At 58.3% G+C, this 19,297-nt stretch carries 16 protein-coding genes and 1 pseudogene; 1 reads left to right on the plus strand and 16 read right to left on the minus strand.

Annotated features, from left to right (window positions below; genetic code table 11):
• Positions 1-3: 3 nt before the first annotated feature.
• The 16 genes and pseudogenes from G1C95_RS11270 to G1C95_RS11340 form a co-directional block, all read right to left on the minus strand.
• Positions 4-1,458 carry an FtsX-like permease family protein gene (locus G1C95_RS11270; protein ID WP_169173051.1) on the minus strand — a complete coding sequence of 485 codons (1,455 nt, stop codon included), beginning with the start codon at positions 1,456-1,458 and terminating at the stop codon, positions 4-6.
• Entirely contained in the window at positions 1,455-2,315 is an 861-nt protein-coding gene (locus G1C95_RS11275) for an ABC transporter ATP-binding protein (protein WP_417852278.1), read from the minus strand. Before G1C95_RS11275 ends, G1C95_RS11270 begins: the two co-directional genes overlap by 4 nt.
• Positions 2,316-2,531: 216 nt before the next feature.
• Positions 2,532-3,032 (minus strand): NUDIX domain-containing protein, encoded by a 501-nt coding sequence (locus tag G1C95_RS12815; RefSeq protein ID WP_417852279.1) that lies wholly within the window; start codon positions 3,030-3,032, stop codon positions 2,532-2,534.
• 92 nt (positions 3,033-3,124) lie between these two features.
• A pseudogene (locus G1C95_RS12820) lies at positions 3,125-4,034 on the minus strand (nucleoside triphosphate pyrophosphatase); the annotation flags it as partial.
• 113 nt (positions 4,035-4,147) lie between these two features.
• Positions 4,148-5,224, minus strand: coding sequence for a homoserine kinase (gene thrB / locus G1C95_RS11285; RefSeq protein WP_169173053.1), 1,077 nt, complete (start codon positions 5,222-5,224; stop codon positions 4,148-4,150).
• Positions 5,225-5,271: 47 nt separating this feature from the next.
• A complete protein-coding gene (locus G1C95_RS11290; protein ID WP_205832826.1) occupies positions 5,272-6,627 on the minus strand; it encodes a homoserine dehydrogenase in 1,356 nt (451 codons plus the stop codon).
• 149 nt (positions 6,628-6,776) lie between these two features.
• Entirely contained in the window at positions 6,777-8,387 is a 1,611-nt protein-coding gene (locus tag G1C95_RS11295) for a diaminopimelate decarboxylase family protein (protein WP_169173055.1), read from the minus strand.
• Positions 8,387-10,342 (minus strand): arginine--tRNA ligase, encoded by a 1,956-nt coding sequence (gene argS / locus G1C95_RS11300; RefSeq protein WP_169173056.1) that lies wholly within the window; start codon positions 10,340-10,342, stop codon positions 8,387-8,389. The genes G1C95_RS11295 and argS overlap by 1 nt, the downstream gene beginning before the upstream one ends.
• Before the next feature lie 178 nt (positions 10,343-10,520).
• Positions 10,521-10,766: a hypothetical protein gene (locus tag G1C95_RS11305; protein WP_169173057.1), complete on the minus strand. Its 246-nt coding sequence runs from the start codon at positions 10,764-10,766 to the stop codon at positions 10,521-10,523.
• A gap of 500 nt (positions 10,767-11,266) precedes the next feature.
• A complete protein-coding gene (locus G1C95_RS11310; protein WP_169173058.1) occupies positions 11,267-12,589 on the minus strand; it encodes an MFS transporter in 1,323 nt (440 codons plus the stop codon).
• Between the two features lie 153 nt (positions 12,590-12,742).
• Complete coding sequence (locus G1C95_RS11315) at positions 12,743-13,168, minus strand: hypothetical protein (protein WP_240947545.1); 426 nt, start codon at positions 13,166-13,168, stop codon at positions 12,743-12,745.
• A 396-nt stretch (positions 13,169-13,564) separates the two neighbouring features.
• Positions 13,565-14,287: an NUDIX hydrolase gene (locus tag G1C95_RS11320; RefSeq protein WP_240947546.1), complete on the minus strand. Its 723-nt coding sequence runs from the start codon at positions 14,285-14,287 to the stop codon at positions 13,565-13,567.
• Positions 14,288-14,388: 101 nt separating this feature from the next.
• On the minus strand, positions 14,389-15,714 hold the full coding sequence (gene murA, locus G1C95_RS11325) for a UDP-N-acetylglucosamine 1-carboxyvinyltransferase (protein ID WP_169173105.1): 1,326 nt from the start codon (positions 15,712-15,714) through the stop codon (positions 14,389-14,391).
• A gap of 109 nt (positions 15,715-15,823) precedes the next feature.
• Positions 15,824-16,513, minus strand: a complete 690-nt coding sequence (locus G1C95_RS11330; RefSeq protein WP_169173059.1) for a PIN domain-containing protein — start codon at positions 16,511-16,513, stop codon at positions 15,824-15,826.
• A 43-nt stretch (positions 16,514-16,556) separates the two neighbouring features.
• Complete coding sequence (locus tag G1C95_RS11335; protein WP_169173060.1) at positions 16,557-16,997, minus strand: helix-turn-helix domain-containing protein; 441 nt, start codon at positions 16,995-16,997, stop codon at positions 16,557-16,559.
• A 267-nt stretch (positions 16,998-17,264) separates the two neighbouring features.
• A complete protein-coding gene (locus tag G1C95_RS11340) occupies positions 17,265-18,368 on the minus strand; it encodes a beta/alpha barrel domain-containing protein (protein ID WP_169173061.1) in 1,104 nt (367 codons plus the stop codon).
• 162 nt (positions 18,369-18,530) lie between these two features.
• On the opposite strand from G1C95_RS11340, the gene G1C95_RS11345 reads away from it, so the two are divergent.
• Entirely contained in the window at positions 18,531-19,190 is a 660-nt protein-coding gene (locus G1C95_RS11345) for a hypothetical protein (protein ID WP_169173062.1), read from the plus strand.
• Positions 19,191-19,297: the final 107 nt, after the last annotated feature.

Genomic DNA, 19,297 nt, shown 5'->3' on the forward strand with positions numbered 1-19,297 from the left:
GGCTCAGTCGTCAGCACGATAATCCATAAGATTAAGGCTGGCCGCCACACGGTTCGAAGCGAGAGCGCCGACAGCGACCAGTGCATAGCATAAGGCGACGCCGCCGAAGAAGCTCAGCAATGTAATCGGATGGGTCATATCTTGGGCCATCAGCGGGAACATCAGCAGCATCGAGCAGGCACCTGCCACCACAACCACCACATTCAGCGGCGTCAGCACCTCTATGAAACGCGCCTTGTTCAGCGTGGCCGTATCCGTGCCCTCCAGCACCAGCATGCGGTATTCATTGACCTGATCGTAAACAGAACCTGCCTGCATCACGCCCGATGACACCGCCGCCAACACCGCGGCGAACACCAAGGTCAGCAGTCCGCCGGTGCCGATGTCGCGCAGCATCAGCATGTTCGGATCAATGCCGTTCGCGTCGGCACCCGCAACGCTATCGCCAAACATGCCACATACCGACGTGATGCCGGCGATGAACACGGCCAACGCGATGCCGGAAACGTTGCGCCAGGCGCGTTTGGGATTGTCCAGAATACGACGCATGGCAATCATCGTGGCAGCATCCTTGGGCCTGCGAGCGCGGGATTTCGCCCGTGTGGACACCGTCCACGCACCGATGAGATTGACCAGCGCAAACGGCAGGGCAATGAACGCAAAGATGATGCCATATATCACAGCGGTGCCCAGTCCGGCGAACAGTTGCAGGTTGGACAGCCCCGCTATCGCAACCAGCAGCACGCCGACGAACAGCAGCGCACGGCTGCCTGCAGGCAACGGCTGAGCTTGGCGAGATGTGACGCCAAGTGGTGTGATAGCGACGCGACGCAACGTCAGCAGCGCGGAGACCAGTGCCAGTATTGTCACCGCAAGCAGCACCACGATAAGAGCCCAAGGGCCTACCCACAATTGTTCGAAAGTGAAATGCTGGTTTTGGAAGTTCAGCAGCATAATCAGCGGCATGAGGGCAAGATAGCCGACAATGCCGATCAGTGCGCCGATCAACGCCTGTCCTGCAGCTTCCAGGGCGGTGAGTTTTACTACCTGCGATTGTGTCGCGCCGGCCAGTCTCAGCGCGGCAAGACGCTGATCGCGACGCGAGGCGGCGAGACGGGCGGCTGAACCGGCGAGCGCCACGAACGGGACAACCAGTAGTATGCAGGCGAAAGCCGCAAGCATCACATACATACTGGCGTACATGGCTGGATCGTTGGCGTCGGCAAGACGCTTGGCCCAAAGAGCGTAGGTGCCGGGCGCGCATTGTGCCGGTTCGAATAGACAGCCGATGGTATGGTCGGCGGAAGCGCGCCAGATAAAGCCGTGCACGCCGCCAAGCACGGTGAGGAATATTGCGGTGGCAGCGGCGAAGGCGATGATGGCGAGCACCGATGTGTGGCCGGCATTGCCGCGTGTGCCCGGACGATGGAACAGACGCCAAAGTGCGAACGTGCTCATTGCAGCACTCCATCCTGCATGGTGACGGTGCGTGAGCAGAAAGCCGCCACATTCGGATCGTGAGTTACCACCACCACGGCGGCACCGTTGCCGCGCGCGACATCGATAAGCATGGACATGACTTCGCGGCCGGTAGTTTGGTCGAGTGCGCCGGTTGGTTCGTCGGCGAACACCACGGCCGGGCGCATGGCAAGGGCGCGGGCGATGGCGATGCGTTGCATCTGGCCACCGCTCATTTCGCCGGGGCGTTGCGCGGCGAGGGCGCGCAGACCGAGTCGTTCCAGCCAGAGCACCGCAACATCAGTGGCCTGTCGATAATCGGCACCGCTTAGCATCATGGGCAGGGCGATGTTTTCAATGGCTGGCAATTCGGGCAGCAGCTGGCCGGATTGGAATACGAAGCCGAAGGCGCTGCGGCGCAGTTTGGTGCGATCGGCATCGCTCATATGCGTCACATCCGTGCCTCGGAAGGTTACCGTGCCGCTGGTGGGGCGGATGATGCCGGCGAGCGCGTGCAATAGTGTGGATTTTCCGGAGCCGGAGGGGCCCATCACGGCCACGGTCTCACCTTCTGCCAGCTGGAAGTTGACATGGTTCAATGCGAGGGTGTGGCCGGGGTAGATGGTGCCGACCGGCGCATGCCCGGCCTGTGCTCGGGGCATGTTGGCGGTGTAGTCCATCACCAGGTCGGTGGCCGCGAGGATTGGTCGGGGCGCGGCTGTTCCGGTGTAATGCGCCGGCTGTGCCGGCTGAACAAGTTGCGTAGGTTGCGCGGGTTGCGCAGCCTGCGGGGAACGTGAAGTTTGGGAAGACTGCGGGTTGCCGAACATCGTCGGCTGCGGTACTGGTGTGCTCATAGTTCCAAGGCTATGAGCAGCGGGATTCCGGGACTATCGGGCCTTCGGACGATTCGCGAACGCCCCTTCATCCTTAAGGATTAGGGGCGTTGCGTATGTGTGCAGGTTGCACCAGTCTATAGTCCGGCAGTCTGTGGGCTGGCTTTATGCCAGATGACGAACAGGTACAAGATCAGGTGCTGGTTAGCGCCTGCCAACCATCGTCAGACACCACCGTCAAGCACCACGGTGGGCGGCGGCGAGATGGTCCAGACGTGCCCGGAAATTAGGCCAGTCGGTTTTCATAGCGGTCAGCAGCCTGCGGTTCGGCACGTCGTCGATCGGCACCCATTCGATATTCATGGATTCATCGTCGTTGGCCTTCGGTTCCACACTATGGCCGGGCTTTTCGAATGCGAATACCGTGGTGTAGGCCCACGGTCCGTGGTCCTCACGGTAGGAGCCGACCACTTCGATGTCTTCGGGGGTGATGTTCGCCTCTTCATAGCTTTCGCGCAACGCGCCTTCGATCGGCGATTCGCCGTCGGCGCTGGCACCGCCCGGAATGCCCCAGGTGCCGCCTTCGGCCGACCATGCGGCGCGATGCTGCATCACCACGTGGGTCACTTCGCCGCTCGACGGGTCACGGCGGGCCAACAGGATGCCGGAAGCGCCATTGGTGCCCCAGTGCTTGCGTCCGCAGGCGCAATCAATCCAACCGTCGCCGGGCTGATGCACGTTTTCGGCTGGCGGGATGATGACTTTGCCGGAGGGGTTGCCACTGGCGCCGCGCCCTGATTTGAGCTCTTCAGCCGGGGTGGGTTTGGCCGAACCGGCGGCTTTGCTTTCCGACTCGGGCACGCCGCGGCCAACGTTCCACAGGTCGGTCCACTGAATGCCCAATTCGCCGCACAAGCGGCGGGCAAGCGGCAGGCTCAGGCCGATGATGCCATGCGGATCGCCTTCGATGCCGTCGATGAACGCTCCACCGAAGCCTTCGAGGGTGAATGATCCAGCGACTTCAAGCGGCTCGCCGGTGGCGATATAGCGTTCGATATCGTCATCGGTGTAGTTGGAGAAGTGCACCAGTGCGTGGCTGGCACCGCGAGCCACGCGACCGGAGGCGAAATCAATCAGGCAGTGGCCGGTCCATAGTTCGCCGGTGGCACCGCGCATGCGGCGCAGGCGTTCGCGTGCCACCTCCACGCTGTGAGGTTTGCCGTAGCATTCGCCGTCAAGCAGAAACATTGAATCGCAGCCGAGAATCAGTGGGCCAACGGCGCTGTGCGTCAGGCCCGGCTGCCGGGCAATGACTGTGTCGATGGGTTCGCTTGTGGTGGGAATCTGTACGCCGGAAAAGTCGCGTGTGGTGGCAACCGCAGCCTTGGAATAGTCGATGGCGTGGGTTTGCGTGGCGCTGGCATGCTTGCCTCGCGCGGGTTCTTCGGGTTTGGCGGTTTTCAGCGGATAGCCGACAATGCGTTCGCCGGTTGCGGCGGCGGCTGTGGCTGCTACGGCCTGATAGGCGTGATATACGGCCTGTGCTTTGGCCTGAGCAAGGATGGTGACGCGCTGTTCGATGGAGAGTTCGTCTACGGTGACGCCCTGCTCTTGGGCGGCCTCTTCCAATGCGGCGGGTTCGTCAACATGGGAGACGCGAATGGTGGGGCACACGCCAGCGGAGTTCAGCACATCGCGGCGCGGCTTGGATTTTGAAGCAAGAATCAGCGGAATGCTCATACCGCCACCTTATCAGCAACACTGCTCGGTATGACGAAGAGATGCCTCGACTTCGCTCGTCATGCCGAGCGTAGTCGAGGCATCTCGCACCCTGCAACGTGTAATAACACCGGCTAGGCGCGCTGCACTTCGACACCGGTGGTGTTGATGGGCAGGTGCAGCACCCTCCAGTGGCCGGAGGCGAGCTCCTCAGCCGCCAACTGGTCGATGGCCTCGCGGGCATCGCCGTAGTGCAGCACCATAACGCAGGGGCCTGCGCCGGAAACCGCGGCGGCGTATCCCTTGGCACGGAATTTGGCAATCAGATCGCCGGAGGGCTGCATTAACGGGGTGCGATACGGCTGATGCAGTTTATCGGATGTGGCGGTGAACAGCAGCGCATTGGCTTCACGCTGAGCGTTGTTCAATGCTGCGGTGCTTGGCGCATCGCTGCCGGCATCGGCCTCTGCCGAACCACTCTCCTGCGCGGCGGCTTGGGCCAGCACCACCGGATTCATGGCGGCGGGCAGCAGCCCCACGCGGGACACGTTGTAGACTGCATCGCGATACGGCACCTGTGCAGGCAGGGCCTGACGCGCCTTTTCGGTGGACAGTTCGAAATCCGGCACGAACACGGCCGCGGTCACAGACTGGTCAACCGGATAGTTGATGGTGTGGAAACCACCGTGCAGAGGCTCACCGCCCGGAATCGGCACGGATCCGACGCCTTCGCCGGTTTCAAAATCCCAACTCACGGTCAAGCCACCGAATACGGCCGGTGCCACATTATCGGGGTGCCCTTCGATGTGAGCGGCCAGGTCGAAAATCGCCTGACGGTTGAGTTCCCCGGCCTGCGCAAACGCGGCGGCAGCTGCGATACCGGCTACGATGGCCTCGGCGGAGGAACCCATGCCACGAGCCTGCGGGATGTTGTTGGTTGCCTCCAGCGTGAAGCCGAGACGGCCCAGTCCGAAGGTGGAGCAGGCGCGGCGGAAGGTGGAAACCACCAGATGCGTTTCGTCGCGCGGCAACGTGTCCGCGCCCTCACCATGGATAATCACATGGGCTGTGGTGTCCGCCGAATCCTCGGACAGCGTGAATACCAGTTCATCGTGGTAGTCAAGCGCCAAGCCGAGCGTATCGAAGCCGGAGCCAAGGTTGGCGCTGGTGGCGGGCACGCGCACGGTCACGCTGGTGCATACTGGGGTCATTTGTATCTCCTGCCGCGTTATTGCAATCCTACGGAACTTGCCTGCGATCAGTCCAGCACGCGCAGAATCGACGGTTCGCCGGTTACGAAGTCGAGCTTACAAACCGAAGCGACGGTTTCGCGCAGGGTCACTTCGTCGGTCAGATGGGTGACCAGACGCAGCTGCTGGATTTCGCCGTCATAACCGGGGTCGGTCATGGTGGGCTTCAGATCCTGGTTCACACCGTTGATGGACACGCCATGGTCAGCGAATTCCTTGGCGATCGCGGCAAGCACACCCGGCTTGTCGTGGATGAGGAAGCGCACGGCAAAGGCGGCCTTGGAGGCGCTGATCGGCGCCTGGGGAAGGTTCTTGTACAGCGGGATGGCGGGGCCGGTGCAGCCGGAGGCGATATGACGGGCCTCGGTGACCACGTCGCCCACCACTGCGGAGGCGGTAGGTGCGCCACCTGCGCCACGACCGTAGAACATCAGATCGTCAGCGGCCTCGGCCTTGACGAACACGGCATTGAAGGAGCCGTGCACGCTGGCAAGCGGGTGGGATTCGTCGATCAGGGCCGGGTAAACACGGGCGGAGACTCCAGCTTCACCGTTTTCAACCACAGCCAGCAGCTTGATAACCTTGCCTTCGGCGGTGGCAGCGGCGATATCGTCAGCGGTGATCTTGGTGATGCCCTCAACCGATACGTCATCGATGGTGACGTTGGTGTGGAAGCCGAGCGTGGCCATGATTGCGGCCTTGTTGGCCGCATCGTAGCCTTCGATATCACCGGTCGGATCAGCCTCAGCGTAACCCTTGGCCTGTGCGTCCTTAAGCACATCGTCGAACTGCAGGCCCTTGGTGGTCATCTCGTCAAGAATGTAGTTAGTGGTGCCGTTGACGATGCCGAGCATCGAGGTCACCTTGTCGCCCACGAGCGATTCGCGCAGCGGGCGCAGGAACGGAATAGCACCGCCGACCGCAGCTTCGAAGTAGATATCAACGCCCTTGGCTTCGGCGGCCTGGTAGATTTCGGGGCCGTACTTGGCCAGCAGTGCCTTGTTGGCGGTGACCACGGAGGCACCGGATTCGATGGCGGCAAGCACGAACTTGCGAGCCACGGTGGTGCCGCCGATCAGTTCGACCACGATATCGGAGTTGGTGGCCACGGACATGGTGTCGGTGGTGACGATCGACTGGTCGATCCAGGGGAAACGCTCGGTTTCCTTCGGGTCGAGGCAGGCCACGCCGGTCAGTTCGATCGGACGGCCGATGCGAGCGGAAAGCTCATCCTTCTGTTCGACGATGAGACGCGCGGTCTGTGAGCCGACCGTGCCCGCGCCAAGCAGGCCTACGCGAATCGGGGTTACGTTCTGTTCTGCCACTGGAATCCAGCCTTTCTGCCGATGTGCAACTCCCGCCATTCTACGGAGGGAATCTGACTTGGGTCGCGCAACGTCCAGATCACCTATTGGCGATTGCACGTTGGCGACCACACGTTGACCACTTATATTGAACGACGATTATTCGTCGACAACCTGCCGACGACTATGTGCTAGCAATGTGCCAGCAATCACTCGCTGACGTCAAGGTCAAGCAGATCGTCGACCGTCTGACGGCGCAGCATCACATGCGCACCTGATTCGCTGACGGCCACAACCGCCGGAATCAACGCCTGATTGTAGTTGCTGGCCATGGTGCGGCCGTACGCGCCGGTGACGGGCACGGCGAGGATGTCGCCGCGCTTCAGGTCGGCGGGCAGACGCACCTCATGCACCACGATGTCGCCGGATTCACAATGCATGCCGCATACGCGGGCGAGCATGGTGTCGGCTGAGCCCTCGCGGTTCGCCAGTTTTGCGGTGTAGTCCGCGCCATACAGGGCCGGGCGGATGTTGTCGGACATGCCGCCATCGACGGACACGTACACGCGTTCGTCAATCAGGTTGCCAGCACTGTCGTGGGCGTCGCCGCTCAAGTGCACATGCTTAATCGTGCCCACGCGGTAAAGCGTGACACCTGCGGGGGCCACGATATAGCGGCCCGGTTCGAAGCTGATGGCGGGCATCGGCATGCCAAGAGCACGATTGACGGTGGTGACGGCTTCGGCCAGGCGGTTCAGTTCGGCGTGGATATCCATCGAATCCTCGCCGTCGGTGTATGCCACGGAGTAGCCGCCACCAAGGTCGATTTCGGGCAGGGTGTAGGCGTCGGTCGCCCAGAAGGTTTTGCGCAGCAGCATCATGCGACGGGCGGCCTGGATGAAGGCGTCCGCGTCGTGGATGTTGGAGCCGATATGCGAATGTGCACCGACGAGTTCCAGATCGCTTTGGCGGGCGAGGATGTCTTTGAGCACAGCGATGGCCGGGCCATCAGCCACGGCTTCCATGGCTGATGCCAAGGCACGGTCCGCGTCCGATACGTCCTCACGGCTGAGGTCGTAGGGGTATTTGACGTCGTAGCGCAGTGTGCGCGCGGCACCAGTGTTAGCGTCGGTGCTGGCGTCAGCGGCAGACAGCTTATCGTCACTGGCCTCAGCGATGCGCGCGTTGGCCGCAGCCGGAGTCACGCCGCCCAAATCAGCCAGCATGTCGAGTGCACTGGCATCGGCACCTGCGGCCAGCAGCGGTACGCCGAACTTCTGATCCTCATGAGCGGTGGAAATGTATTCGTGGCCACCGGCATGCACACCGACGGTGACGCGCAGCATCACACGGGCGCGCTTGCCAAGACGATGTGCGATGGCAGCGATGCGGGCGGGCTCATCCGGCTCGTCGACCACGATTTTGGCGAAACCCTGCTCAATAGCGAGCGCAATCTCCTCATCAGATTTGTTGTTGCCGTGCAGCACCAGGCGACGGCCGGGCACACCGGCAGCCAGTGCGATGCGCATCTCCCCCATCGTGCAGGTGTCCACGTAGGTGCCTGCTTCGGTGACAAGTCGCGCGATTTCCTTAGAAAGGAATGCCTTGCCGGCGAAGCTCACATGTGTGGTGGCGTTGCGGAACGCTTCAGCGGCTGCGGTCACGAAGCGGCGGGCGCGCATAACCACCTCGTCGGTGTCGATGAGGTAGAGCGGCGAGCCGAACTCGTCCAGCAGTGAGGCGGCGGTACGGCCGTGGAATTCGATTGCTCCTTCGGCGTTGATTGTGCTGGCTTCAGGCCAGATAGGGGTAATTGCCATCACATCTTCTCCGGGGCGGTGACGCCGAGCAGGTCGAGGCCGTTGGCGATAACCTGCTGCACTGCGTTATTAAGCTTCAGTCGGGCGGCGGCGCGTTCGACGGACGGGTTCTTGGCGATGTCAAGCGCGGCGGTAGCCTCTTCGGAGCCGCGGGTTTCGGGCTCGGTCAGTGCCATGGGCACCACGCGCTCCACGTTGTACCACTTGTGGTAGGCGGCGGCCAGATCCTCCAAGTAGCGGGCCACGCGGTGGGGTTGACGATCGTCGGCTGCGGTGGCGAGCACGCTCGGGAACTGGGCGAGTGCGGCGAGCACTTCGCCGTCGGCTTCGGTGTCGAGCAGGGACATGTCGGCCTTGGCGGCAAAGTCGGACAGGACCTCGTTCAGCGGGGTGCCATTCGCAGCGTCGGCGTCGGCGTCAGTGTCGGCCAGCGTGAGGCCGTTGCGCTCGGCCCACCATGCACCGGCGTTACGATCCACGTTCTTGGAGCGGGCGTGCGCGTACTGCACGTAATACACCGGATTGTCGTTGGTGTGCGAGGCGAGCAGGGCCAAATCAATGTCGAAATTCTGGTTGTAGTCGGAGCGAGCCAGCGAATAGCGGGCGGCGTCCACGCCGACCACGGACACCAGATCGTCGATGGTGACGACATTGCCGGCACGCTTCGACATGCGCACGGCCTGACCGTCCTTCATCACGTTGACGAGCTGGCCGATGAGGATCTGCATGTTTTCGCCGGGCTTGTCGCCGAAGGCAGCGCACATGGCCATCATGCGGCCGATGTAGCCGTGGTGGTCGGCACCGAGCATGTAAATCGCCACGTCAGCCGGGTTCTCGGCACGGTGGCGCTTGTCCCAGTAATAGGCGATATCGGCGGCAAAGTAGGCGAATTCGCCGTTGGACTTGATGATCACACGATCCTTGTCATCGCCATGTTCGGTGGAGCGGAACCAAGTGGCACCGTCCTTTTCAAAGATGTCGCCGCGCGCACGCAGCTCCTTGATGGCGGCGTCGACCTTGCCGTCGGCGTACAGGCTGTTCTCGTGGAACCACACGTCAAAGTTCACGCGGAAATCCTTCATGGACTTGCGGATTTCGTCGAACATCATCGGCACTGCGCGCTTACGGAATTCCTCGCGTACTGCGGTGTCTTCCTCGCCGCGCGGCAGGCCCTTCTCGTCGAGGCCACCATCGCGGTGGTCGAGAGCGGTCAGATCCACGCCGTCGGCTTCGGCCTCGGCCTGAACGCGAGCGGCGATTTCGTTGATGTACGCGCCCTTGTAACCGTCGCCAGGGGTTTCGGTGTTGTAGCCCTTGTCACCGAGATCGTTGGCTGCGGCCCATGCGGCAACCAGCGACTTGGCGAAGCGGTTGATCTGCTCGCCGTGATCATTGAAATAGTATTCGCGCACCACGTTCGCGCCGTTGGCTTCAAGCACACGGGCCATGGCATCGCCGACAGCGGCCCAACGGGTACCACCAATATGAATCGGACCGGTGGGGTTGGCGGAGACGAATTCGAGGTTCAAAGTTTTGCCGGCGAGGTGAGTGTTACGACCATAGGCGTTGACCTTATTCAGGTGCGTATCATCATCGGTTGCGCCGGTTACGGGAGCGGCGGCAAGGATGGTGTCCACCACGGCGGCGGCCGAAGCGGAGTCAAGTGTGATGTTGATAAAGCCGGGGCCAGCCACTTCGACCTTGGCGATGCCATCGGCCTCGGCCAGTGCGGCGGCGAAGGGTTCGGCCAGATCGCGCGGCTTCATGCCGGCCTTCTTGGCCAGCTGCATGGCGATATTGGAGGCCCAGTCACCGTGCGCGCGATCCTTCGGGCGCATAACGGTGAGCTTGTCAACCGGCGGAATCAGATCGTCAGTTAATTCGCCGGCTTTGCCGTCGGCGACAAGCTGGTGGGCAATCGTGGAAATCAGTTCACTTAAGGCTTCAGGACTCATTCTTACAAGAATACCGTTCGCGCTGACACTACCGAGCTCCGCGCTCACCGATCTAGTGCGTCGAAGCGGCGAGACAGCGGCATTATTCTGAGCGCAACTGCATACTCACCGTCATTCTGAGCGAAGAGCAGCAGAGTCGAAGAATCTCAACCCCATCCCCATATACAGATTCTTCGACTTAGGCTGCGGCAAGTTCCCGGACAATGGCATGACGCACAACATCGTCACGCTTTACCCCAAGTTGCTTGGCCCTCGCGTCAAGCAACATCAGCATATCTGCAGAAACTCCGACAGAAATGGAATCGGAATATACCCTGTCCACCGGGAAAATGGGGCCATGCATCACGGGGCCTTTGTCCCCGCCATACTCGCCACGCTCCGCAGCTTCACCCCACTGTTCAAACTGTTCATCGCTAATAGACATAATGCACCTCCATCATTCAGTCACTTCGCGCAAGAACTTGGTAGTCGCTGGCATCGCATGAAAGATAATCCAATGATTGTCGTCCCACACAGCACACATCTCCAGTAGTCTGTCAGTACCATCATAACCAACAGCAAGATACCGAAGTGGGTCAGTACCAGGACGATACGACCAGCTAACACGGTTTCGCCATGCAGCCAAAACATCAGCTTCCGACACTTCAGGATGTCGCCTCATAACACGGCTATGGACTACAACATCATCCAAACCCATACCGTCACCCCCCCATATGCTCGCTTTATTCCGGTCTCGCTGCCTGCTGCCGTTGAAACTAGACTAGCGCACACTCATGGTTCCAATACGCTCAGAGCATGACTTTAATAGGCAATCAGCGTCGTCCATCACATTGGCTGCATTGGCGCCCGCATACTTACGCAGTTTGCAACGCAGGATGCTGTTCGGCACATGAGTTCTTCGATATGTTTTGTCGGTTTTTATGATCACCTTTCCAATGCGTCGAAGCGCTTGGACAGCGGCACGATCAGCACGCCGAGCACGGCTAGGCCTGCGGCGGATGCGAGCAGCACTGCGGCTACGGAGAATCGGTCGTAGGCCCAGCCATACAGCAGCTGGCCGAGCGGCTGCGCGCACATGCTTAACGCGGCGACCATCGACATCACCTTGCCGGTCATAGCTTCGGGCGTGCTCAGCTGGATGGTGGGTATGGCGATGAGATTGGCGAAGCTGCTGGCCACAATCGTGCCGCAGGTGAACGCCACTAGAATCACCAGTTTGCACCATGGCTCCCAAGATTTCACGCCGCTCCATGAGTCGAAAACGCCGGACGGCAGCAGAAATACCAGTCCCTGCGGCACCATCATCAGCACGAATGCCCACATAGTCAACGGAAACCGCCGCATCGTGAGCTTGGCGGAAAACAGACCTGCGGCAAATGCGCCAATTACGCCGAAGACGCCGACCAGGCCATCCGCGACTCCGTACACCGTGGCGTTGAAACCCAGTACAGTACGAATGGTGTAGGGAAAGCCCACACCGGAGAATCCAATGATGATAAAGTTCAGTGCTGCGGCAAACAACAGCAGTTGGAATACTTGCGGACGTTCGTGTGTCAGAAATCTGAGGCCGGCCTTGAGATCTTCAATAGGCGTGGGCAGATTGCCTTCAGCATCGGTCGCACGTTCGGGTGCATCCAAGCGAATAAAGCATTCAAGTACGGCGGCCAACGCAAAGCATGTAACGGTGATGCCCATCATCAGGTGGATGCCGCACATCGCATACAGTACACCGCCGAGGAAGCTCGGCAGCAGCGAGCTCAACTGTTGCACCTGGTTGATAACGGCCATGCCTTTGCGCAGTGTTTCGGCGTCGCTGCGCCCAATCAGTTGCGGCAGTGCGGCCTGCACAGTCGGCGTTTCGAAGGCACCGAGCACAGCAAGCAGTACCTGCATCATCGCAATGGCTGCGATATTGAATCCCAAACCAACGAATACTAACGCGCAGATCAGCACCAATGTTCCGGAAGCCGCGTCAAGCGCCACCATGATGGTGCGCCGATTCATGCGATCGGCCAGCACGCCACCGAACGGGCTAAGCACAATTGTTGGCACGATGGATATCGCAAGAATTGTGGCGAATACGGTGGCCGAACCGGTTGCATCCAACACCCACATCGACATAGCGAAGCGCAGCATCATATTGCCGAACAGCGAAATACCTTGCCCCGCTACCAGCAGCACGAAATCACGCGAGCGCAATGGGTTGCGCTTTGTATCCCCTAACTTGCTTGGGATTATTTGGTTCATAGCACGGCCTTTCTCTTTAATACCGACCGACAGTATGTTTTCTTTCGTCTCAATAACAATCGAGACATAAGCTGTTTGTTACTTGCTTACTTACTGCTTACTGCTGATTATTGCCACTTGCACTTGCCATTGACGCACCGACTCCTGCGAGCGCTACTTATCCGACTCGCACGCGACAATCGCACTATTCACCATCAGTTCCACGAGCTCGTCGTCGAACAACGGCACGCCAATCGCCTCCATCATTGTGGCCAGGCATTGCACACGATGGCGACACTCGGCCTTCGACGCAGGATAGAAATGCGGGAGCAGCCAGTAATTGAGCAGCAGCGCCAGCAACTGGGACGCTTCGCGCGGATACTGCGTAACAATCGAGCCATCGGCCGCCCCCTCGTCGATGAGCTGCAGCCACATCTGCGGCAGCTGCTCACGCCAGAATCGCATATTCGCACTAAAGGTCATTGGATCATCCAGCGACGGCTCCACGGCGCGCGTCACCTTCGCATGGCCAGCGTCGGTTAAGGAATAACGCAGAATCACACGTATCTTATGCAGGGCGTCAAGCTGCTGATCATCCATAACCGCACGTACTGCAGCGTAATGCGCGTCATTGTCGCGCTCGGTCAGCGCTTCGAGAATTGCCTCTTTCGAAGCGAAATGATGGTAGATCGCACCTTTGGAGAGATCGCCGAGTTCGTCGACGATGTTCTGGATGGACGTGCGCTCATACCCCCCGCTCGGCGAACAGGTTCTGTGCCGCGTCCAGAATGCGCCGGCGCGTCACTTCGGGATGCGCGTTGCGTGTCATGCCAGACCGTCCTTCCAGATGTCAGATCCAATTTTATCTAAGACCAAATCAAGTATACATACCGTCAGTCGGTATGGTCAAGGCACCTAACACCATTGTGTTCACGCCAAAGGCCACTACCCAAAGGTAGCGGCCCGTAACTCGACTATTCAGATCACCTTCGACAGTCAGCTGGCGTAATCCCTCACCAATGCAATAACATCGTGGTTGATTTGATTGATATGGGGATCGGCAAGCATATCGTCAAGACTCATCCACCGACATTCTTTGGCACCAACCTGAAACTGATCGGCTTGCCAAGATGCAGGAATGTGCTTCACTGTTGCCTTGTACAGACTGTATATGTAATAACGAATTTCTCCACCATGCTCAGTCGATGCCTTTTTGGATTCATCATTACGCACATATTCCAGATCTATATCCTCTTCCGGCACACCAAATTCACTAGACAAATACTGTCGTAGCTGTCGCGCATTTTCTGAAGCGGGCTCGATAGTTTTATGGTTGGGGAAAAAGACACAATTCCATCCCCTGTCAAGATAGACAAGAAAACGATTGGGAAACTCCTCACCTGTGTTCTTTAATGCGATAATGGAGCTTCTACGCTCAGTTCGATCCATGGCTGTAATGTCCTCATAAAGCTGTTTAGCGTCATACCGTCTTGTAGCGGCATATATCGTAGTTACGATACCAAAGATAAGAAAGAACAGACCCACTAACGTGAATAATGTCCTCGGCCAGAAGTCTAAGAAGGACGTTAATGCCGTGGGAATGTAAAAAATACCTGCGACGATGTTGACAATGCCGTTGCTCACCGGCCCCAAGCCGATGAGCTCCTTATGCTCGAAAAGCTTTGCTTGCAATTCGGCTTCGTCAATTCTCAACACCATAGTTTCCTATGGCACTCACGTGCTTGGGACTTTCGGCGAAAAGATTAGGACGTCTCCGCAGTGGAGACGTCCTAATGAGACAGCCGGTCAATTCAGCTCATTCAGTCGATTTGTGCGCCGAGGGCGGTGAGCTTGCCGCGGAAGTCGGCGTAGCCGCGGTCGATCAGGCTGATGCCGTGCACGTTCGACGGGCCCTTGGCCGTCAGTGCGGCGATCAGGTGGCTGAATCCGCCGCGAAGGTCCGGCACGTCGATATCCTGGCCGGTCAGCGGTGTGGGGCCGAAGATCACTGCGGAATGCTTGTAGTTGCGCTGCTGGAAACGGCACGGCAATGAACCCAGGCATTCGCGGTACAGCTGCACGGTTGCGCCCATCTGCACCAATGGCTTGGTGAAGCCGAAACGGTTCTCGTACACGGTTTCATGCACGATGCTCAGGCCGTTGGCCTGGGTCAGGGCCACGACCAGCGGCTGCTGCCAGTCGGTCATGAAACCGGGGTGCACGTCCGTTTCGATGGCCACGGGCTTCAGATCGCCGCCCGGATGCCAGAAGCGAATGCCCCGGTCGGTGATGTCGAATTCGCCGCCGATTTTGCGGAACACGTTGAGGAACGTCATCATTTCGGGCTGGGTCGCGCCCTTGACGAAAATGTCGCCGTGCGTGGCCAGCGCTGCCGACGCCCAGGAGGCGGCTTCGATGCGGTCGGTAAGCGCGGTATGCGTGTAGCCCTTGAGCTCCTTGACACCTTCGATACGGAAGGTGCGATCCACATCCACGGAGATGATCGCACCCATCTTCTGCAGCACGGCCACCAAATCCATGATTTCCGGCTCGGTCGCCGCACCGGACAGCTCGGTCTTGCCCTTGGCCAGCACCGCAGCGAGCAACGTCTGCTCGGTGGCACCCACGGAGGGGTACGGCAGATGGATCTTCGCACCGGTCAGGCCGTTGGGCGCGGTGATATGAATGCCGTCCTTATGTTCCTTATCCACCGTGGCGCCAAGCTTGCGCAGGGTTTCCAGGTGGAAGTCGATCGGACGGCCACCGATGTTGCAGCCGCCGAGCGCGGGGATGAACGCCTCACCCAAACGGTGCAGCAGCGGGCCGGAGAACAGGATCGGAATACGCGACGAGCCGGAAAGCGTATCCACGTCGGCCACATCGGCCAGCTGCACATGGGTGGCGTCGATGGCGACCACACCGTTGGCACCGTCAACCTCAACATCCACGCCGTGCAAGCGCAGCAGGTCGGAGACCACATGCACATCGCGAATTTCCGGCACATTGCGCAGCACCGACTTGCCCGGCGCCAGCAATGCGGCCACCATGGCCTTGCTCACGAAATTCTTCGCGCCACGCACCTTGATCGTACCGTTCAGCGGCTTGCCGCCGACCACATGCAGCACGTCTTCGGAATCCTCAGCCACCACTACCTCTTCTAATGTCATACACTGATATTGTCTGCACACTAGTTTGCCATAAGCCATGTGCGTGAGCCGTGAAATGCTCCCGCAGCGCAACAACTTTCGCCGCTCATTAGCAGAAATCGTCCGTTATCACGGCAAGATCGTTCCGCGAATTGACACGAAGTGCTGCCGAATATCTTTCGTCCAAAGGAAGAAGCTCATCAATGTTAATAGGCGAAAGACCGCTCTTGCGCTTCAAAGCACGCTCCACCAAATACGCAAAATTCGGGCATTCCGCTTTCACTAAAGGCCCTCGCAAATCCACACCATCCTCGCAACGATGGCTCCAATAGTCCAATTCACAACTTACGGCCTGATCCAGCAACACCGGACTTTCAGCTAACAGACAAAAGAAATCGTCGGCAGTGTAAACCGAATAAGGCAACTCATCTAGCTCCTCGTCGCTGAGGCGCTTATACAACTTTCGGTCATTGGTCAGCAGCACATCGGAATGACTGTCGCAAGCCGCAGCGTGCAAGTGAAGGTCGTTCTCGTCCGAACCTTTGTAAGCTGGCAGTGCAGCTTCACAATCGAAGTCATCAACCAGTTCGACGATTTCCGCCATCTGTTCCAAAATAGCGTTAATCTTCTTTCCAGAGATGGTCGGATTGCTACGGCGAATGTGATACATCGCCTCAACCAGCACATCATTGCTGGAAAAAAGATCAAACGCTTTAATATCTTTACATGTGGAGAAAGCAAAAAGCCAGTCGCGTATTGTTTTCATATATAGAATATTTGCATCAACAAAAACCCGCATGACTTCGCCCCCTCTAGTAGCACTCTAGAAGGATATGGTACCGCTACTCCACGCCAAGATCATCCAGCTGCTTACGCATATGCAAGAAAGCCTCTCGTTTAGCTCGCTGTTGCTGGGTTTTGTATTCCATAATGTCATTCAAGGCAAAACGGTGATGCGAGCCAACTTTATGGGATGCAATCTTCCCTTCCCTGACAAGCTTGAGCAACGTAGGCCGGGAGATACCAAGCATTTCCGCAGCGGCAGTCGTGCGTAATTCCTGAGGGGTTGTGGAGAGGACAACACGAGACCCCTGAGCGAGATTCTCAAGAACACTAAGCACAATCCTTGAAACATCTTTCGGCAACTCGACGCGATGACCATTGGCTTCAAGCGTCAAGTCTGACCTCATATCCTGCACGCCATTGACCACTTCGACGACGTTTGCTTGCGTCTTCTCATCCACCAAAATGGTCAAATCCCTATCCCGAATCAGCGTTTCCACTACTCCCCCTTTCTCTCTGTTTCACCAATCAACCAAAACTTTCAGTTGCAAGTGTAACCCACAAGAGGGAGGAAACACGCCTCAAATGTGAGACATTCCCCACAAGCACAATTCTTGGAACCTGCGCCGATGGAACTTTCCTAAACCACATACGTCATCCTGAATGGAAGCCGAAGGCCGGAGTCGAAGCATCTCAGCACTTCACTGAGATGCTTCAACTCTGCTACGCTTCGCTCAGCATGACGTTAAACCATGCTTAGGTGTGTGTCAGCGCGCGGCTTTGATGTCTCGGGCGAGATTGGCGTTCCACATTGCGCCGGTGGCGCTCATTACCGAGTCGGCACCAGCGGACCTATAAGCCGCATAATCCTCAGGCGAGACCACGCCGCCCACACCATTGATGGCGAAATCAAGACCAAGTCGTTCGCGAATCGCTGCCAGACGGCGAACCATGTTCAAGCCAGCTCCACGAATCGCATTGCCGCACACGCCGGAGCGTTCGCGCCCAGCACCGGGCAGTGCCTGCTCGCCGTTCGCATCAACCAAACGCGCCGAAATGGTATTGATCGTGCTGAAGCCCTGCACCGAACCAAGTCCAGCAGTGGCACGCACCATCGTCTCCAACGCCCCGTCATCGGGGATATAGGCGAGCTTGATCATCAGCGGCGTATCGCCGATTTCCCGTTTGATGGCCTCGGTAATGCGCCCCACCAGCAGCGGATTATGGCACAGCAACCGATTGTGGCCTTCGTTCGGGCAACTGGTGTTCATCACCATCACCTGCGCGCCGGTTTCCTTGACCAGTCGAGCCGTGGTCACATGGTCGGCGATATAGGCCTCTTCAGTGGCACCTGGATCTCGCGATCCTTGGAAGCTGGGCACCAGCAACTGGCCTTCGCCGGCAGCCTTGATGGCCGCTTGCATATCCGGCTGCCACGCATCCGGGCTTTGCGAGGGCACACCGAAGGAGTTGGAGATGGAGATGGGCTGCTCGTAATTGGTATCCGCCAGCACACCTTCATCAAGTTCGGCGCTACCAGGGGTCAGCGAGCCGTCCGCGGACCGAGGGTGCACGGCAAGCACGTTGGGGAACGGATTGCAGCCCCACGCACGCGAGCGCACGGTTTTGTAGGTGGCCAGATCAAAGCCCATGCGGAAGGCCGCCGTGGTGAATCGTTCGTTAAGTAGCGGCCCGGCAGGAATGCCAAAAGCAAGGTTCACAGGGACGCCCATGAAGTTTTCGTCGGCATGAGGCACGCTTCCTTGCGTTGTGTCAGATTTCAAGGCCTCGGCGAACTCGCCAAACGGCCCACGTTCGTAGTTGTCTTCATAGGTGCGGTTCACGTCATAAAACGGCTCGAAATCACTCATGATTCAACCATAAAGCAAAGCGGCACCGGACATTCCGACGCTGCACACTCTATGGTCGCGATAAACACTCGCGCTTCGCTGTTTTGCGCAGACAACAACCATAAGTTAGACTATTTTATAGTTTTTATTATAAAATAGTCCAACTTAGAGAGGATGCTACCGATGCAAGACTTCATCAGCACATTGGAGCGTCAGTTCGGTGCTGATACCCCGATTTTTACTAAGGAAGTACTGGACTGCTTCCCAGAAGATCCACGCAGCACAGTTTTTGCAAACATCAAGAAAAACACTGCCAGCGGAGCCTTAGCACAGTTTGATCGCGGAGTATATTATCTGCCTCGAAGGTACGAAGACAGCAGATACCCCGAGCTCACCGGGGAGATACCGCTCAACGCCGAAAAAGTAATTAGCAAAAAATATCTGACGGACGGCAATACCATTTATGGGTTCCGCAGCGGATTATCGCTGCAAAACGAAACTCACGTAAGCAATCAGGTTCCCGCGGTTTTAGAAATCACCACCAACAAAGAAACCAATGCTCTGCGCCACATCAAGCCATTTGGTGGCTACCGTGACATCATCCTGAAAAAACCACGCATCCCGATTACCAACAGCAACGTCAAAATCCTGAAGCTACTGGATTTACTGACTACAGTGGATATCCCCTCGCTGAATTCCTATGAACTCGAACGCTTCAGCGAATGCTTCTCAGACCTCAGCGAGTTGGAGCGAATCACACTCACACTTATCGCCAAAAACTATCCCAAGAGAACCCTTGCCAACATCATGGAAAGCGAAAGTCATGGCATACTTACACACTGACCTCTCACTTTTCGAAACAATATTGGGACGAACCGCTGAGCTACGACAAAGCGGCACCGGACATTCCAGTGCCGCTTGAGATTCAAGATGGAATCATGGTGGATTCA

The organism is Bifidobacterium oedipodis, from assembly GCF_012932425.1.
GTDB classification, from domain to species: domain Bacteria; phylum Actinomycetota; class Actinomycetes; order Actinomycetales; family Bifidobacteriaceae; genus Bifidobacterium; species Bifidobacterium oedipodis.

Coding starts and splice junctions, on each gene's coding strand:
- thrB (WP_169173053.1), bottom strand. CDS start 5,224: ATGACCCCAGTATGCACCAGCGTGACCGTGCGCGTGCCCGCCACCAGC.
- G1C95_RS11310 (WP_169173058.1), bottom strand. CDS start 12,589: ATGAACCAAATAATCCCAAGCAAGTTAGGGGATACAAAGCGCAACCCA.
- argS (WP_169173056.1), bottom strand. CDS start 10,342: ATGAGTCCTGAAGCCTTAAGTGAACTGATTTCCACGATTGCCCACCAG.
- G1C95_RS11275 (WP_417852278.1), bottom strand. CDS start 2,315: ATGAGCACACCAGTACCGCAGCCGACGATGTTCGGCAACCCGCAGTCT.
- G1C95_RS11320 (WP_240947546.1), bottom strand. CDS start 14,287: ATGGTGTTGAGAATTGACGAAGCCGAATTGCAAGCAAAGCTTTTCGAG.
- G1C95_RS11290 (WP_205832826.1), bottom strand. CDS start 6,627: ATGGCGGGAGTTGCACATCGGCAGAAAGGCTGGATTCCAGTGGCAGAA.
- G1C95_RS11345 (WP_169173062.1), top strand. CDS start 18,531: ATGCAAGACTTCATCAGCACATTGGAGCGTCAGTTCGGTGCTGATACC.
- G1C95_RS11270 (WP_169173051.1), bottom strand. CDS start 1,458: ATGAGCACGTTCGCACTTTGGCGTCTGTTCCATCGTCCGGGCACACGC.
- G1C95_RS11305 (WP_169173057.1), bottom strand. CDS start 10,766: ATGTCTATTAGCGATGAACAGTTTGAACAGTGGGGTGAAGCTGCGGAG.
- G1C95_RS11330 (WP_169173059.1), bottom strand. CDS start 16,513: ATGCGGGTTTTTGTTGATGCAAATATTCTATATATGAAAACAATACGC.
- G1C95_RS11340 (WP_169173061.1), bottom strand. CDS start 18,368: ATGAGTGATTTCGAGCCGTTTTATGACGTGAACCGCACCTATGAAGAC.
- G1C95_RS11295 (WP_169173055.1), bottom strand. CDS start 8,387: ATGGCAATTACCCCTATCTGGCCTGAAGCCAGCACAATCAACGCCGAA.
- G1C95_RS11315 (WP_240947545.1), bottom strand. CDS start 13,168: ATGGATGATCAGCAGCTTGACGCCCTGCATAAGATACGTGTGATTCTG.